The organism is Sagittula marina, assembly GCF_014196795.1.
Lineage (GTDB): Bacteria > Pseudomonadota > Alphaproteobacteria > Rhodobacterales > Rhodobacteraceae > Sagittula > Sagittula marina.
The window spans coordinates 36,136-51,503 of sequence record NZ_JACIEJ010000011.1 but is presented as its reverse complement, the minus strand read 5'-3'; the positions used below and the strand labels follow the sequence as shown (position 1 = coordinate 51,503).

Annotated in this window: 13 protein-coding genes; 6 read left to right on the top strand and 7 right to left on the bottom strand. The window is 60.0% G+C overall.

Annotated features, from left to right (window positions below; translation table 11 throughout):
• The first annotated feature begins 38 nt into the window (after positions 1-38).
• Positions 39-1,172 (top strand): MFS transporter, encoded by a 1,134-nt coding sequence (locus tag GGQ68_RS19055; RefSeq protein WP_183968822.1) that lies wholly within the window; start codon positions 39-41, stop codon positions 1,170-1,172.
• Between the two features lie 67 nt (positions 1,173-1,239).
• Here GGQ68_RS19055 and GGQ68_RS19050 read toward each other — a convergent pair whose 3' ends face one another.
• Positions 1,240-2,793: a helicase HerA-like domain-containing protein gene (locus tag GGQ68_RS19050; RefSeq protein WP_183968820.1), complete on the bottom strand. Its 1,554-nt coding sequence runs from the start codon at positions 2,791-2,793 to the stop codon at positions 1,240-1,242.
• A 517-nt stretch (positions 2,794-3,310) separates the two neighbouring features.
• Here GGQ68_RS19050 and GGQ68_RS19045 point away from each other — a divergent pair.
• Positions 3,311-3,967 (top strand): invasion associated locus B family protein, encoded by a 657-nt coding sequence (locus tag GGQ68_RS19045; protein ID WP_183968818.1) that lies wholly within the window; start codon positions 3,311-3,313, stop codon positions 3,965-3,967.
• A 162-nt stretch (positions 3,968-4,129) separates the two neighbouring features.
• Here GGQ68_RS19045 and GGQ68_RS19040 read toward each other — a convergent pair whose 3' ends face one another.
• Complete coding sequence (locus tag GGQ68_RS19040; protein WP_183968816.1) at positions 4,130-4,399, bottom strand: usg protein; 270 nt, start codon at positions 4,397-4,399, stop codon at positions 4,130-4,132.
• A gap of 192 nt (positions 4,400-4,591) precedes the next feature.
• Here GGQ68_RS19040 and gyrA point away from each other — a divergent pair, with 192 nt between their 5' ends.
• The 3 genes from gyrA (at position 4,592) to GGQ68_RS19025 (ending at position 8,986) form a co-directional block, all read left to right on the top strand.
• Positions 4,592-7,336, top strand: coding sequence for a DNA gyrase subunit A (gene gyrA / locus GGQ68_RS19035; RefSeq protein WP_183968814.1), 2,745 nt, complete (start codon positions 4,592-4,594; stop codon positions 7,334-7,336).
• A gap of 293 nt (positions 7,337-7,629) precedes the next feature.
• On the top strand, positions 7,630-8,484 hold the full coding sequence (locus tag GGQ68_RS19030) for a LysR family transcriptional regulator (protein ID WP_183968812.1): 855 nt from the start codon (positions 7,630-7,632) through the stop codon (positions 8,482-8,484).
• A gap of 184 nt (positions 8,485-8,668) precedes the next feature.
• Positions 8,669-8,986, top strand: coding sequence for a hypothetical protein (locus GGQ68_RS19025; RefSeq protein ID WP_183968810.1), 318 nt, complete (start codon positions 8,669-8,671; stop codon positions 8,984-8,986).
• Between the two features lie 67 nt (positions 8,987-9,053).
• Here GGQ68_RS19025 and GGQ68_RS19020 read toward each other — a convergent pair whose 3' ends face one another.
• From GGQ68_RS19020 to GGQ68_RS19010, 3 genes are all read right to left on the bottom strand, one after another.
• Complete coding sequence (locus GGQ68_RS19020) at positions 9,054-10,532, bottom strand: carboxypeptidase M32 (RefSeq protein ID WP_183968808.1); 1,479 nt, start codon at positions 10,530-10,532, stop codon at positions 9,054-9,056.
• 5 nt (positions 10,533-10,537) lie between these two features.
• Positions 10,538-11,674 carry a heme A synthase gene (ctaA, locus tag GGQ68_RS19015; RefSeq protein WP_183968806.1) on the bottom strand — a complete coding sequence of 379 codons (1,137 nt, stop codon included), beginning with the start codon at positions 11,672-11,674 and terminating at the stop codon, positions 10,538-10,540.
• A gap of 439 nt (positions 11,675-12,113) precedes the next feature.
• Positions 12,114-12,866: an RNA methyltransferase gene (locus GGQ68_RS19010; RefSeq protein WP_183968804.1), complete on the bottom strand. Its 753-nt coding sequence runs from the start codon at positions 12,864-12,866 to the stop codon at positions 12,114-12,116.
• Between the two features lie 192 nt (positions 12,867-13,058).
• Between GGQ68_RS19010 and GGQ68_RS19005 the strand changes: the two genes are divergently transcribed.
• Positions 13,059-13,679: a thiamine phosphate synthase gene (locus GGQ68_RS19005; protein ID WP_183968801.1), complete on the top strand. Its 621-nt coding sequence runs from the start codon at positions 13,059-13,061 to the stop codon at positions 13,677-13,679.
• A 1-nt stretch (position 13,680) separates the two neighbouring features.
• On the opposite strand, the gene olsA is transcribed toward GGQ68_RS19005, so the two are convergent.
• Entirely contained in the window at positions 13,681-14,514 is an 834-nt protein-coding gene (olsA, locus tag GGQ68_RS19000; protein WP_183968799.1) for a lyso-ornithine lipid O-acyltransferase, read from the bottom strand.
• Entirely contained in the window at positions 14,511-15,299 is a 789-nt protein-coding gene (olsB, locus tag GGQ68_RS18995) for an L-ornithine N(alpha)-acyltransferase (protein ID WP_183968797.1), read from the bottom strand. Before olsB ends, olsA begins: the two co-directional genes overlap by 4 nt.
• Positions 15,300-15,368: the final 69 nt, after the last annotated feature.

Genomic DNA, 15,368 nt, shown 5'->3' with positions numbered 1-15,368 from the left:
TCTTGTGCCTGTTAGCGATAAACTCCAGCGTCTGCGCCATGTGGAATCACTCCCCCCGTCTGGCTGTTTCGGCCGCCTTTGCCTTGAATGGCACGCTGTTTGGCACATGGGCCGCCCGCGTGCCTGCCGTCGTTGACCGCTTCAACCTGAGCGAGGGCGCCCTGGGCCTGCTGCTGTTGGCCATGGGGATCGGTGCACTGGTGTCCTTTCCACTGGCCGGCGGCCTGGCCGACCGGCGTGGCGCCTATCAGATGAGCTGTGCGCTGGCGGTGATGTATCTGGCCAGCGTGGTTGCCATAGGTCTGGCACCGGGTGTCTATTGGTTGGCGGCGGCACTGTTTGTCTTTGGCGCGGGACACGGGGCCATGGACGTGACCATGAACAGCTGGGCATCCGAGGTGGAACGCGCCTCCGGCAAATCCATCATGTCACGTTTTCACGCCATGTGGAGCCTTGGCGCAGGCATTGGGGCTGCGGGTGGGTGGCTGGCCACCGGCCTGTCGGTGTCATTGGAGGCGCACTTCGTAATGTCTGCCCTGTTTTCCGCGTTGATCTACGGCCCGCTGATGCGGGTCACCTGGGCCTCGCGTCGCAGTACACCGGGACAGTCCACGCCCCTGTTCGCCCTGCCCCGCGGCGCACTTGTTCTGGTGGGACTGGTGGCCATGTGCGCGGGCCTCGGCGAAGGTGCTGCCGCGGACTGGAGCGCGGTGTACCTGCGCGACGTGATAGGCACATCAGAGAGCCAGGCAGCCCTCGCCTACGCCACGTTCTCTGTCACGATGGTGGCGATGCGCATCTGCGTTGATCCCTTGATCACCCGCTTTGGCGCGGCGCGCGTTGCGCGGATCAGTGGCTTGTTCGCGGCCACCGGCTATTTGATCGCGCTTGGACTTCCCAGCCTCGGCTTCGCCCTCACGGGATATGTTCTGATGGGCATCGGCTACGCCGCCATCATTCCGCTGGCCTTCTCCCGCGCCGCTTCTGATCCGGACGTTTCGGCGGGCAAAGCCATCGCCTCTGTCGCGACACTTGGATATGGCGCGATGCTGCTGGGCCCCCCTGCCATCGGCTTTATCGCCGAGATTTCCAACCTGCGCGTTTCGCTTGCGATGATCGGCGTGATGGCGCTCCTGATCGCCGCCCTGTCCGGCCACCTGCGCCGGCCGTAAGCTTTTGCTTTGGTGGATTCCCGAGCTGCTCCTGCACCGCTCTGGACATCCCTGAATTCCCGTTTTTTCAACGCGCCTTGAACAGCCCGCCAAGGATACCGCGCACAATCCGTCGCCCTGTGGTTCCAGTGAGTTCCTTCATCACCATCTTGCCCATGGCCTCGCCAAAGCTATCGCCTTTTCGATCCCGCCGCGTCGACGCCCCAGAGGTGGATCGGCTGACGCGTTTTCCAGTGTAGCGCCGTGCGGAGCGATATTCGCGCTCCTGCGCTGCCAGTTCCTCTTCCTCGCGCTCGGCCTCTGCGGCGTCCTCCGCCGCGCTCTTTGCACGTTCTGCCAGAATCTCATGAGCGGAGCGCCGGTCCACCGCCGTTTCGTATTTGCCCTTCAGATCCGACGCGCTGATCACGCGGTCGCGTTCCTCTGGCGTGATTGGACCAAGCTGCGAGGACGGCGGTCGGATCAGGGTCCGTTTAGCCATGCCGGGCACGCCCTTGCGTTCCAGAAACGATGTCACGGCCTCCCCGACACCCACGTCTCGGATGGCTTGCGCCACGTCGAAGGCGGGGTTTTCGCGATAGGTTTCGGCCGCCAGTTTGAGCGCCTTGCGGTCGCGCGCGGTGAAGGCCCGCAGCGCGTGTTGGACCCGATTGCCCAGCTGGCCGAGAATATCCTCGGGAATGTCATCCGGGGACTGCGTCACGAAATAGACACCAACCCCTTTGGAACGGATGAGGCGGGCCACCTGTTCGACCTTGTCGACCAAGGCATCCGGCGCGCCGTCAAACAGCAAATGCGCCTCGTCAAAGAAGAACACGAACCTGGGTTTTTCGGGGTCGCCGACTTCGGGCAATGTCTCGAACAGCTCGGAGAGCAACCATAGAAGGAACGTGGCGTAAAGCCGCGGCGACGACATCAGCACGTCGGCGGCAAGAATGTTGACCTGGCCACGCCCCTGTGCATCGATGCGCATCATGTCCGACAGAGCCAGCGCGGGTTCGCCAAAAAAGTTCGCGCCGCCCTGGTTTTCCAGCACAAGCAGCCGCCGTTGGATCGCCCCTATGGAGGCAGTGGACACATTGCCGTAGCGCAGCGACAGATCTTTGCGGTTCTCGCCCATCCACACCAGCATGGAGCGCATATCGTCGAGATCGAGCAGCGCCATGCCCTCCTCGTCAGCAAGCCGGAACGCAATGTTCAGAATGCCTTCCTGTGCCTCTGACAGTTCCAGCAGACGAGACAACAACAGCGGCCCCATCTCGGCCATCGTGCTGCGCACCGGATGGCCCTGATCGCCGAACAGATCCCAAAAGGTGACAGGAAAGCCCTGATAGCCAAAGTCGTCGAACCCGATGGTCTGCGCCCTCTCGGTGAAGGACGCGTGCAGCTTGTGTTCGGGGGTGCCCGCCTTGACCATTCCAGACAGGTCCCCCTTCACATCCGCCATGAAAACCGGGACGCCCGCGTTGGAAAACCCTTCCGCGAGGATTTGCAGCGTCACCGTCTTGCCCGTGCCGGTCGCCCCTGCGATCAGACCGTGCCGGTTGGCATAGCCCAGCGAGAGATGCTGTTTTTCGCCGTAGCCCGCGCCGCCGCCCCCGACAAAGAGATCTTTCGTCATGTGTCCGCCCTTTTTCTGCGCGGTGACCATACATCCTTAACCTATGGATGCCATAGTCACTCTCGGTCCGGGGCGTCATGTCCTCTCCTGCCCCGGCCAGACTTCCTCCCTGTCAGACTTGCCGCACCTTCGGGTGCGGCTTTTTTCCGGGGACTCACCACACCGGAATCCATGCGTTTCACATCCATCTGCGCGCCCTGAAAACATGCGGTCAGCATGCGCTTTCGGGTGCGAAGGGGGGTTGGATCTGACCGCCAGTCTCAGAGCAGAATTTCCAGTCAAAAAGCCTGTTGACCAACGCATCGGCTTCTCGTAGCGTCCCACCCAATGACAAAGTCGGCCAGTCCGACAGGGAGCGAAATTGAAAGGGGCCGTGCGGCCCCTTTCGTCAATTTCAGGCCCCACCGTGGCTTTGCGGCAAACCGCTCATGCGAGGAAAAGGGCAGGTATTTCCGTCCTGACACTTCGCGGCACGCGTGGTAACCAGCACCAACGCTACTGATTTCAGAGGATTTCCATGACACACCCCAGGCTTCTCCTGTCCCTGATCGCGGCTCTCGCGGCGACGCCCGTCTTTGCTCAAGACGCGGAAACGCCCGCCGCCGACGCTCCGGCCGCGGAAGCACCTGCCGAAGCGCCTGCCGAAGCACCTGCCGAAGCCCCTTCCGTCGGTGGCGATCTCGACCTCGGGCAATCCGACGCGCCGGCACAAGATCAGAGTCCCCAGCCCTATATCCGCGAGACTTTCGAAGATTGGTCGCTGCAATGCGTCGCTGTGCCGAACAATGAAGAAGAAGTCTGTCAGATGTACCAGCTTCTGAAAGATTCCGAAGGTTCGCCAGTGGCTGAGACAAGCATCTTCAAGCTGCAGGATGGCGGGCGCGCCGTAGCAGGCGGCACCTTCATCGTACCGTTGGAGACGCTGCTGACGCAAAAGCTGACCGTGGCTGTGGATGGCAGTCAGGGCAAAAAATACGACTATTCATTCTGCGCGCAGATCGGTTGCTATGCCCGTGTCGGTTTCACCGCCGAAGACATCGCGCAGTTCAAGGCTGGCAAGAAAGCTGACGTGACCATCGTTCCCGCCTTGGCCCCGGACCAAAAGGTCACCGTATCCATGTCGCTGTCGGGTTTCACTGCCGCGTTCGATGCGGCCTCTGCCCTGCAGCCGTAAGAATTGTGAACGAGCATGGAAGGCGCGTCCGAGTGGCGCGCCTTTTGGCATCCTGACGAGACCGCCTTTCAAAAGCTACGGAGTCCACGCGAGAGATACGCGGACATATTGGATTGATTGCCAAGCCAGGGTCTGGCTGACCAAGATCAGCGCAGATTTTCGTCAATGGTAGGTGAATTCGCCAACAACGTTGCGCCACTCGCCGGGCGAGATCATCTTGCGGTGCGTAAATCGGACCGAATGCAAGGGACCCTCGATTTTCTCCTGCCAGAATTCAATGAAGCCAAAGAGTTTCGGATGATCCGGCGCGAGGTCGTATTCCTGCCAGACAAAAGTGTTCAGCACATTCTTATAGTCGGGCATCCGGTAAAAGACTTCGGCTGTGGTCAGCCCGTAGCCCCGAAGCATCATTTCCGTTTCACTCATCTGCATCTTGAGACCTCGCTTTTTCTTGTAGAATGAATGCTGCGCCCAGATTTCTTACTTTTCAATGAAAACAATGTGTTATCAAGCCATACAGGCGGCTGCCAAGTTAACCCTCCCCCCTGCCATTGCACCCCATATCCTGTCTCTGATATACCTGTCCGCAACTAGATATGGCACAATGACGGACAGGCACACAACGTGAGCGATACGCCGGAAACCCCTGAAAACGAAGAACAAAATCCGCCGACCTATGGTGGCCCTTCGATTTCCATCGAAAATGAGATGAAGGCGAGCTATCTCGATTACGCGATGAGCGTGATCGTCTCCCGTGCGATTCCCGATCTGCGAGATGGCCTCAAACCTGTGCATCGGCGTATTCTTTACGCAATGTACGAGGGCGGTTACACGCCCGACAAGTCTTACCGCAAGTCGGCGAAGTCTGTTGGCGAGGTGATGGGCAACTACCACCCGCACGGCGACTCTGCGATTTACGACGCTCTTGTTCGGATGGCGCAGGACTTCTCCATGTCGCTGCCGCTGATCGACGGCCAGGGCAACTTTGGGTCCATGGACGGCGACAGTCCGGCTGCGATGCGCTACACCGAAAGCCGTCTTGCGAAAACCGCGCTGGCCCTTTTGGTGGACATCGACAAGGATACGGTGGATTTTCAGGACAACTATGACGGCAAGGAACGCGAACCCACGGTTCTTCCCGCGCGTTACCCGAACGTGCTGGTCAACGGTGCCGAAGGCATCGCGGTCGGCATGGCGACCCGCATTCCTCCGCATAACCTTGGCGAAGTCATCGATGCCACGCTGGCTCTGATTGAAAACCCCGATCTGTCCAGCGAGCAGCTGATTGAGTACATTCCTGCGCCGGACTTTCCGACAGGTGGCGTGATCCTGGGCCGCTCGGGCGCGCGCAAGGCTTATCTCGAGGGGCGCGGCTCCGTCGTGATCCGGGCCAAGACCTTTGTCGAAGAGATCCGAAAGGACCGCTGGGCCATCGTCATCTCGGAGATCCCCTATCAGGTGAACAAGGCCACCATGATCGAGCGCATCGCCGAGGCGGCGCGGGACAAAAAGATCGAAGGCATTGCCCACGTTCAGGACGAATCTGACCGCGATGGTGTTCGCGTGGTGGTGGAGCTGAAGCGCGACGCCACCGCCGAGGTCGTGCTGAACCAACTGTACCGCTTCACCCCGATGCAGACGTCCTTTGGCTGCAACATGCTGGCGCTGAACGGCGGCCGGCCCGAGCAGTTGACGCTGCGCGCGTTCCTGACCGCCTTTGTCGATTTCCGCGAAGATGTGGTGGCGCGCCGGACGGCCTACCTGTTGCGCAAGGCGCGTGAACGGTCGCATGTGTTGTGCGGTCTTGCGGTTGCCGTCAGCAACGTGGACGAAGTGGTCGCCACAATCCGCTCCTCCGCCGATGCACAGGAGGCCCGCCGCCGCCTGATGGAGCGCCGGTGGCCGGCCGAAGAGATCCTGCCGTTTATCAGGCTGATCGACGATCCGACCCACACCGCGAATGAAGACGGCACTTATAACCTGTCTGAAACCCAGGCGCGTGCGATCCTTGACCTGCGGCTGCAGCGTCTGACACAGCTTGGTGTGAAAGAGGTGACTGACGAGCTCGAAGACCTCGCAGCCAAGATCAAAGACTATCTCGAAATCCTGTCGTCGCGCGAACGCATCATGGCCATCATCACCGATGAGATGATCGCGATTCGCGATGAATTCGCCGTGCCTCGCCGGACAGAGATCGTCGATTGGGCCGGGGATATGGACGATGAAGACCTCATCGAACAAGAGGACATGGTCGTCACAGTCACGTCGGGTGGTTATATCAAGCGTACCGCCCTGGCCGACTTCAGAGCGCAAAAGCGCGGCGGCAAAGGTGTCTCTGGCGGTGGGTTGAAGGACGATGATGCGGTCACCACGCTGTTCGTCGCGAACACCCACACGCAGTTGCTGTTCTTTACCACCGATGGGATGGCCTACAAACTGAAGACGTGGCGCTTGCCCCTGGGCAGCCGTGCCTCGCGTGGGAAGGCCATTGTTAACATTCTGCCCATCCCTCAAGGCGTTTCGGTTGCCGCGATCATGCCGGTCGACCGCGACGAGGATGATTGGGACGACTTGCAGATCGTCTTTGCCACCAACACCGGTCGTGTGCGGCGAAACCGTCTGTCGGATTTCACCAGCGTTCGGTCCAACGGCAAGATCGCTATGAAGTTCGAAGGTGAGCCCGAGGGCACCCGTCTGATCAATGCGCGTATCTGTTCCGAGGATGACGACGTGATGTTGGTGACGAACTCTGGCCGGGCGATCCGCTTTCCAGTGCCGGATGTCCGCGTGTTCAACTCGCGCAACTCCACCGGCGTGCGCGGCGTGAAACTGGCGGGCGACGACGAGGTCGTGTCCATGTCCATCATCCGCCACTTCGACGCGGAGTCCGACGAGCGTGCCAGCTACCTCAAGATGCGTCGCCTGATGGCGGGCGTCACCGAGGACGAGACTGCCGACGAAGACGGCGATGCCGACACGCCTCTGCCGCAGGAGCGTTATGCGGAAATGTCGGCAGCAGAAAACCTGCTTTTGACCATTACGGCCAAGGGATTGGGCAAGCTGTCCTCCTCGCACGATTACCCGGTGCGTGGACGCGGCGGTATGGGCGTGACTGCGTGGGAAAAATCCATGCGCGGTGGTGAGATCGTGGCCTCCTTCCCGGTGGAAGACGGTGATCAGATCATGCTGGCCACGTCGAAGGGGCAATCAATCCGTGTGCCGGTGAACGGGATTTCTTTCCGTTCTCGCAGCGCTGGAGGTGTTAAAGTTTTCAACACTGGTGCCGACGAAACTGTTGTCTCTGTGGCTTGGATTGCAGAATCCGAAGAGGACGAGGCAGACGCGCCGGACGACAATTCCGAAGACTGACACCGGCCAACAAGGTGACATTCGGCCCGGTGATCCCCGCCGGGCCGATTACGTTTAGCCTTTTGGCCGCTCCCTTACGCCACCTCAGATAGCGTCAAGAGAGCGGAACTAGATCCACAGCTTAATCCTATACTTCCGTATAGGTTAAACTATGTAAATACGACTTTATGTGGACTTAACCTCCCGTTTAATTGACTAATGTAACGTACTTGTGCGGTTCGCGCATCTCGCGGCCTTTTTTTTGTTTCCACCCAGTTTCAGAGCGTCACGACCAGATCAGAGGACCTGGCATAATGGATAATTGGGATGATCTGCGTTTCCTCGCGGCTTTGGCCCGAACAGGAACGATGAAGCTCGCGGCCCAAAAACTTGGTACCAATACAGCGACTGTGTCACGTCGCATTGATCGCCTGTCAGAGCGTTTGGGGGAACCTGCCTTCATCAAAACGCCAGATGGCTGGAAGCCGTCTAAAGCGGTCGAAGCGTTGATCCAGGTTGCACAGAGCTTTGACGGACAAATCCAATCCGCCCTGCACTCTAGAGCAGCGCCCCCTGAGGCGCCCGTGCAAGTAAAACTGGGCTGTACCCCCTTCGTCTTGCGCAACCTTTTGATCCCCGGCATGGAACGCCATGCCGGTTTGTTGGACGGAATAGGCCTACTTTTTGCGGACCGCCTTATGAAGGATGGCCTGGGCGACAATGATATCGTCGTGCAGGCAGAGCGTCCCGAACAAGGTCGCGTCATCACCCGCAAAGTTGGCTCTTTGGGATTTCGGTATTACCGCCCACGCGAGGTCAAATGCGATAAAAATTGGGTCGGCTTCAGCGATGCGCTGGATGACAATCCTCTGCAACGCATCGGGTTTGACCATTTTGGGCGCCCGCCGCGGATGCGTGTCGACAGCATGGATGCTTTGAAATCCGTGATCAAGTCAATGGGGATCGCAGGGCCGTTGCCCGATGTCATAGCTGCGGGCGACCCCGAGCTTGAGCTGCTTGACAGCAATGCCGAGCCAATCGTTTCGGAATTCTGGCTGCTTTACCACGAATCCCGTCGCAGCGATCCAGTGATCCGGGCCACGGCAAATTTCGTTCTGCGATGCTTCGAGGATGAGGCGTTGGCCGGTCGCCGTTTGGCAGCTGAGTAAGCACAATAATGCAACCCTCGTGTTGTGCTCATCGCCGTTGCAAACACTCTTAACGTGCATCAGCATTGCGTTGATAGAAAACGATAATGCCTGAGCAGGTTACTTACATGATACAGTCCTCTGATGGGCGTCACTATGACCGCCTGATGCCGGTCTGGCCTCTTTCGCCACGGCGCACATTTAGATGATCGCTCGCATCGGGCGTGCACTATTGTTCGTCGACCCGGTTCAATCGACCGGTGGCTGCATCATCGGCTCCCTGCCTAGGGTCAACGCAGTTGCGCTGGCATTCGGGTCTCGCACCCGTGTCATCGCCGCGCTGGCTTTCTCGTTGTTTTCTGCATTTCTTCTACTGCCTGGACTGCACCAAATGTCCATGCGGTCCCTGATTGCCATTGCGACTGTTGGCGTGCTGGCGGCTACCCTGATTGACGCGCACGGTGTGCGGCTCAAGCTTTGGCGAAGACGGCTGCGCATCTCACATCAGGCGTTTGTGATGTAACGATTACTTTAAGCTCTAACCTGACTGGCGGCCCCTCGTGGGCCGCCCTTTTTCATTTCAGCCGCGTTTACAGGCTGTACAGCGCAGAGAATTTCTCTTCGAGATAGGCAAGCAACGGCTCTTCTGTCGGCGCCTCGCCAGCCGCTTGGGTGATCAACTCGCGTGGGGCACGGAGGGAGCCATGCTGCTGTAAACTGTCGCGCAGCCACCCCACGGCCTGCGTCGCATCCCCTTTGGCAAGTTGGTCATCCAATTGCGGCACTGCACTGCGCAGCGCTTTGTACAGACAGCCGGCGTACACGTTGCCCAGAGAATAGGTCGGGAAGTAGCCAAAGAGCCCTGCCGACCAATGAACATCCTGCAAGACGCCGTTCGACGCCTTGTCCACGCCAAAGCCAAAGTCAGCCTCGAACCGGTCATTCCAAGCGCTTTCCAGATCTGCCACGGGCAGATCGCCGGAGACCAGCGCCCGCTCCAGATCAAAGCGTAAAAGAACGTGCAGGTTGTACTGCAACTCGTCGGCCTCGGTCCGGATATAGCCGTTCTTCACCCGGTTCACCGCGCCGTAGAAAGTATCCTCGTCCGCGATGCCAAAATCACCAAACGTGTCGCGCATCTGCCCGTAAAGCCAGCCTGTGAAAGCACGCGAGCGGCCAAGCTGATTTTCATAAATCCGGCTTTGAGATTCGTGAACACCCATGGACGCGCCCTGCCCGATCGGTGTCAGACGGTACACTGGATCGACATTCTGCTCGTAGGTTGCGTGACCGACCTCGTGGACCGTGGAATACAGGCAGTTGAATGGATCGAGCGGCACAGTGCGCGTGGTAATGCGCACATCGTCGCCAGAGCCGGAACTGAAGGGATGCACAGCCTTGTCGACCCGGCCGCGTTTGAAATCGTAACCAAAAGTCTTGGCGAGCAGCCGCGCCAGCTTCATCTGACCTTGTTCATCGAAGGACTGGGTCAAGCCGGGCAGTTCCGGCTGCCCCAGAACGGCTTCGCGCAGCGCCACCAGGCGGGGCCGCAATGCGCCGAACATCTCGTCCAGCCTGGCGGCCTTTGCCCCCGGTTCGTATTTGTCGAGAAGCGCGTCGTAGGGATCGCCCCCAGCGGCCAAAGCCGCAGCCTCCTGCTGGCGCAGGTCGAGGATCTCGCGCAGGATTGGCGCAAAGGACGCGAAATCATCATCTGCGCGCGCTTCGGCCCAGATCACATGCCCGCGCGAAACCGTGCGTGCAATCGCCGTTGCGAGATCTGCCGGGATCTTGGCTGCGCGGTCGAAATCACGCCGTATCAAACCCACCTGAGCTTGGGAAACCTCGTCGAGCGCGCCCATGTCCAAGGCTGACAACCACTCTGCAATGCGTGGATCCGTCCGGCGCTGGTGCAACGTGCTTTCCATTGCGGCGCTTTCGTCACTGCGCTGGTCGGCGGCCCCACGCGGCATCATGGTTTCCTGATCCCAGCCCAATCGACCTGCCACCTGGGCCAATGCCTCTGTGTCGCGCTGAAAGCGCATCAGGTCATCGAAAGCCTGTACCATTGGTATTATCCTCTCACCGATTGCGGTGCCGGATACCGTGCGGCAAATCGCGCCCGCAGGATCAGCGCCCACAACAGAACGGCGCCCAGCTGGTGCACAATCGCGATGTGTACCGCAGCAGACGACACAACCGTAACGATACCAAGCCCCATCTGGAGGAACAACACAGCAAAGACAGCATTGAACCGAAAAGCCGTATCCCGGTTGGCGGATCGTCGCCCACGAAGCCAGACCACCACGCCAAACGCGAACAGAATGTAGCCCATCATGCGATGCATGAATTGTACAAGCCCCGGATTCTCAAAGAAGTTTCTCCAAAGGGGTTCCAGCGCAAACATGTCGGAGGGCCAAAGACCGCCTTCCATCAGCGGCCAGCTGGGGTAATTGCGACCGGCATCGATCCCCGCCACCAGTGCGCCAAGCAGTATCTGCAGGAACGACGCGTGCAACAACCCCGTGGAGAGCGAGAAGAGCTTTGGCTCGGCGCTGCGGCGGGCCTGCATAAGCTCTCGTTCCGGTCGTTTCAGCGCATAGGTGTACCACGCGATGAAGCCCAGAATGACGAAGGCCAGCCCGAGGTGCGTTGCCAGACGATAGGAGGCGACGGACACCATTTCACCGCCCAGACCAGAGGACACCATCCACCATCCGATTGCCCCTTGAACGCCACCAAGAGCGCCTATGAGCACCAAGCGGCCCGTCCAACCGGTCGGAATTTTGCGTGTCACAAGGAAGCCAAGGAAACCAAGAGCCCAGACCAGTCCGATCACACGACCAAGCTGCCGATGCCCCCATTCCCACCAGTAGATTGCCTTGAACTCTGACAGGGTCATCCCCTCGTTCAGCAATTCATATTGCGGAATTTGTTGATATTTCTCGAACTCGGAGTTCCAGGTCGCGGCATCCATCGGAGGGAAAGCGCCCGTGATCGGCTTCCACTCCGTGATCGACAGGCCGCTTTCCGTCAACCGGGTCAGCCCGCCCACGACGATCATCGCCATCACCAGAGCGAACAGCACCATAAGCCAGATCCGGATGGCGCCCCGAGCACCGCGGCTGGCGGAATCTATCATTCCGCCGGTGGGCACCTGTCGCGGCGTTTCACTGCCAACCTCTTCGAACAGCTTACGTTTCTGGGCCATCTCGCTCTCCTCTGGTCTCGCGCCAACATAGACGGCTGGCGGGTGGCTTCAAGGCTCAGCCGCCGGCTGTCTCTGGGCAGGTCGGCCGTTGCGGGGGATCGGCCAAGGCAATTGATCCCACTGGGGTCTTTTGAGCAAATTTTCCAAGGAACGGTCGCTATGAATACGGCTGCGATACAGGATCAAAAACGCCCGGTAGGTCATTGAAATTTAATGAACAAACAGTCGATACACATCAGATGTGGCTGGCAGGTCAGATATCAACAGGCATGCACCCCGGTGCTTCCAGCCGTGAAGCACTAGCCGATCTGGGACCGAGTGCCGCAGCACGCAATCACCGCGACGGATATCAAGGCCGCGTCCAAGGACCACATCCGGTTTCCCGCTCCCTCGCCCCTGGGTGACCACGCAACGACACGACAGGTCCTTGGTCAACGCTTCACTTGTCTGACGGGTTGCGCGCCCAGCGAGCCATCTGGCGCATCATGCCGTGCATCATCTGAACGTCAGCACGGGTGAGCGGCATCCGCGACCACATGTTGCGCAAATTTGTCTTCATGCCTTGGGCCTTGGTTTCCGGAAAGAAAAAGCCTGCTTCGTCCAGGCGGTCCTCGTAATGGCGCGCAAGATGCTCGACCTCGTGCCCTTCAGCCCAGTCGGTTCCGGCCAGCGTCTCCACCTTTCCGGCGACCTCGCCCTGCGCACGTTGCCATTCATAGGACATCAACAGCACGCATTGTGCGAGGTTCAGCGAGTAGAACTCAGGATTCACAGGGACGGTGACAATGGCATTGGCATGGGCCACGTCCTCATTTTCCAATCCGGCGCGTTCCGGTCCGAACATCACAGCGACCTTCTGGCCTTCGGCGATGCGGCGCGCGGCCTCGTTCATGGCTTCGCGTGGCTCATACACGGTTTTGGTCAGGTCGCGGGAACGCGCGGTCGTCGCCAGAACAAAGTGACAGTCGGACAGGGCTTCGGGCAGCGTGTCCACATGCTGCGCCTCGTCGAGCAAGCGCCCCGCGCCGGAGGCCATGGCCACCGCCTTGGGGTTTGGCCAACCGTCGCGCGGCCCCACGACACGCATCCGGTCGAGGCCAAAGTTCCACATCGCTCGCGCCGCCGCGCCGATGTTTTCGCCCATCTGCGGGCGCACCAGCACGATGGCCGGTTGCGGTGTCCCTGTCGGCATTACGCTCTCCTGTTCAATTTGGCTTCCGCCTAATCTGCAAGGCGTCCGGCCTCAAGCCCTTGTGCCCCGACGCGTCACTTTCTTATCGAAATGCATACCGCGGAGGGACCACGTCACATGCGCTTACAGCCGTCGACCCCATGGTCAAACCAAATTGCCTGAGCTATGAGACCTTCCGTCAGGAGGACCAACATGACCGACCAGATTGAGACCCCTCAGATTTACCTTGTGACCCCGCCAGAGTTCGAATTGTCGAGCTTTCCCAACACCCTCAAGCGCGTGCTTGACGGTGTCGAGACCGCTTGCCTGCGTCTCAGCCTCGCCACCCATGACGAGGACCGCCTGATGCGTGCGACCGACGTGATCCGCGAGGTGGCCAATTCGGTGGATGTTGCGATGGTGATCGACACCCATGTGCTGTTGGCAGAGCGCCTTGGTCTGGATGGCGTGCACCTGCCGGATGGTGCCCGCACGGTACGCTTTGCCCGCAAGACGCTCGGCCCAGACGCCATCGTTGGAACCGGTAACGGCACATCGCGGCACGATGGCATGAACGCTGGCGAGGCTGGGGCGGATTACGTCAGCTTTGGTCCGATCGGCGGCGCATTGGGCGACGGCGAGCTGGCGGAGCTTGACCTGTTTCGCTGGTGGTCTGAGGTCATCGAGGTGCCCGTTGTGGCCGAAGGCGGCCTGACCGAGGACAACGTGCGTTCGTTGTCACCTTTCACCGATTTCTTTGCCATCGGAGAGGAAATCTGGCGCGAGGAAGATCCGTTGGCGGCCCTGAAACGCCTGACAGCGGCGATGTCGTAATTCACGCCTTGGACAAAGCACGCGCGTGCCCTTCGCGCACTTGCTGTTCAAGATGACGCGCAAGGCTCTTGCGGTTGGCGAAATCGTCGACCGCAACAGCCGGGTGATATATCAGATCAACAGAGCCTTGCCGACGTTGCGCCAGTAGACGCAACATCGACGGGGCAAATTCCATGTCGCCCCACCACCCATAGAACCTGCGATCCCGCCCTTCCGGCGCATGATAGACGACACTAAGCGCCTGAATGCTCACTTCATGCAGGAGTTTCGCGTCAAAAAATGCTTCGAACAGTGTTGTCTTGAACGGCAGGACCCGCAGCCCGTCGGTTGACGTGCCTTCGGGGAAGAACATCAGTCGATGTCCTTGCATGAGGCGATCCTGGAACACCTTGGTCTGTTGCGCCGCCTCACGCCGGTTGCGGTTGATAAACACGGTTCCTGTGGCCCGCGCCAACAGGCCAATGCCCGGCCAGCCCGCGACCTCTGATTTCGAGACGAAATACACCGTTTTGCGGCTGTTCAGGACAAAAATATCGAGCCACGAGCTGTGATTGGCCACCACGGCGCCGCGCCGTTCGGACGGCCTGCCCTCGACGCGGACACGCAGCCCCATGATCCGCAGAACCGTGCGGCAAACGGCTTTGGTGATCTCAGGCGTCCATGGGCGGGCAATCCCGAACAGTGGCCGCTCGATCAGACGCAGCAGCAGCGACAGCGTAAGCCCGCACAGCAGAACAAGCACAATAGGAACACCTCGGAGCACGATACGAAGCCAGTCCGAGGCTGCGAATTTCCGATGCTGCGGCGGTGGGTCGCCTTTCCAGGTCGGGCTCACGCGCCGCGCCCACGGGTATACAGGCTGCGCTGGCGGTCGGTCATCCGCGCCGTGTCCATCACGAGGCAGACATCGGTTGTATTAAAAGCGTGGTCGACATAGGCGCCCTCGCCCACACAACCGCCAAGCCGCAGGTAAGCCTTGATCAAGGCGGGCACCTCCAGCATGGCTTTGCGGCGATCGATCTCGGCTTCTGGAACGAGGTTCATATCCTGAAACTGTCGCGCCCGGACGCGCAGCGGCGCCGGCGCGAGGTGCCGGTGATGCAAAAGGGACAAAGGTTGTGCCAGCCGCTCGACGTCCGTGCCGTGAAAGCTCGCCGTGCCAAAGAGCACTTCGATCTGATGCCGCAGCACGTAATCCGCAAGACCTTGCCACAACAGGAACATGGCAGCCCCGCCGCGATAGTCTGGATGCAAGCAGGACCGCCCGAGTTCCAGCAGCCGTCGACCGGAGGCACGCAAAGGCGCAAGATCGTATTCATCCTCTGAGTAGAACTGCCCTGCATCCCGGGCGCGGCTGTCGCGCAGCAGACGGTAGACGCCCACAACCATGTCACCGCGCGCAGGGTCGCGTACCAAGAGGTGATCATAGAATGGATCAAACGAATCTTTTTCCAGCCGGTTGACGTGATCCACCAGGGGGCCATCGCCTCCCAGCTCGGCCACAAAAACGTCGTAGCGCAAGCGCTGCGCTGCCAATACGTCTGCCTCATCCTCCGCGAGGTGAACGCGCAGCCCGGTGTCCGTCGGCTGCGCCCGGTCCAATGTCGTGGTGTCGATCATGACGTTTGCCCGCGCGTCTGTTCCGTCCTGTCTCGCTCCTTTTATCTGCCGACCGCGCCCCACGCAACG

What these genes read in the sequence shown, in the direction of transcription:
- GGQ68_RS19025 (WP_183968810.1), top strand. Translation starts at nt 8,669, where the DNA reads ATGATCGCTCGCATCGGGCGTGCACTATTGTTCGTCGACCCGGTTCAA.
- GGQ68_RS19045 (WP_183968818.1), top strand. Translation starts at nt 3,311, where the DNA reads ATGACACACCCCAGGCTTCTCCTGTCCCTGATCGCGGCTCTCGCGGCG.
- GGQ68_RS19005 (WP_183968801.1), top strand. Translation starts at nt 13,059, where the DNA reads ATGACCGACCAGATTGAGACCCCTCAGATTTACCTTGTGACCCCGCCA.
- GGQ68_RS19040 (WP_183968816.1), bottom strand. Translation starts at nt 4,399, where the DNA reads ATGCAGATGAGTGAAACGGAAATGATGCTTCGGGGCTACGGGCTGACC.
- GGQ68_RS19030 (WP_183968812.1), top strand. Translation starts at nt 7,630, where the DNA reads ATGGATAATTGGGATGATCTGCGTTTCCTCGCGGCTTTGGCCCGAACA.
- GGQ68_RS19050 (WP_183968820.1), bottom strand. Translation starts at nt 2,793, where the DNA reads ATGACGAAAGATCTCTTTGTCGGGGGCGGCGGCGCGGGCTACGGCGAA.
- GGQ68_RS19010 (WP_183968804.1), bottom strand. Translation starts at nt 12,866, where the DNA reads ATGCCGACAGGGACACCGCAACCGGCCATCGTGCTGGTGCGCCCGCAG.
- GGQ68_RS19020 (WP_183968808.1), bottom strand. Translation starts at nt 10,532, where the DNA reads ATGGTACAGGCTTTCGATGACCTGATGCGCTTTCAGCGCGACACAGAG.
- GGQ68_RS19055 (WP_183968822.1), top strand. Translation starts at nt 39, where the DNA reads ATGTGGAATCACTCCCCCCGTCTGGCTGTTTCGGCCGCCTTTGCCTTG.
- olsB (WP_183968797.1), bottom strand. Translation starts at nt 15,299, where the DNA reads ATGATCGACACCACGACATTGGACCGGGCGCAGCCGACGGACACCGGG.
- ctaA (WP_183968806.1), bottom strand. Translation starts at nt 11,674, where the DNA reads ATGGCCCAGAAACGTAAGCTGTTCGAAGAGGTTGGCAGTGAAACGCCG.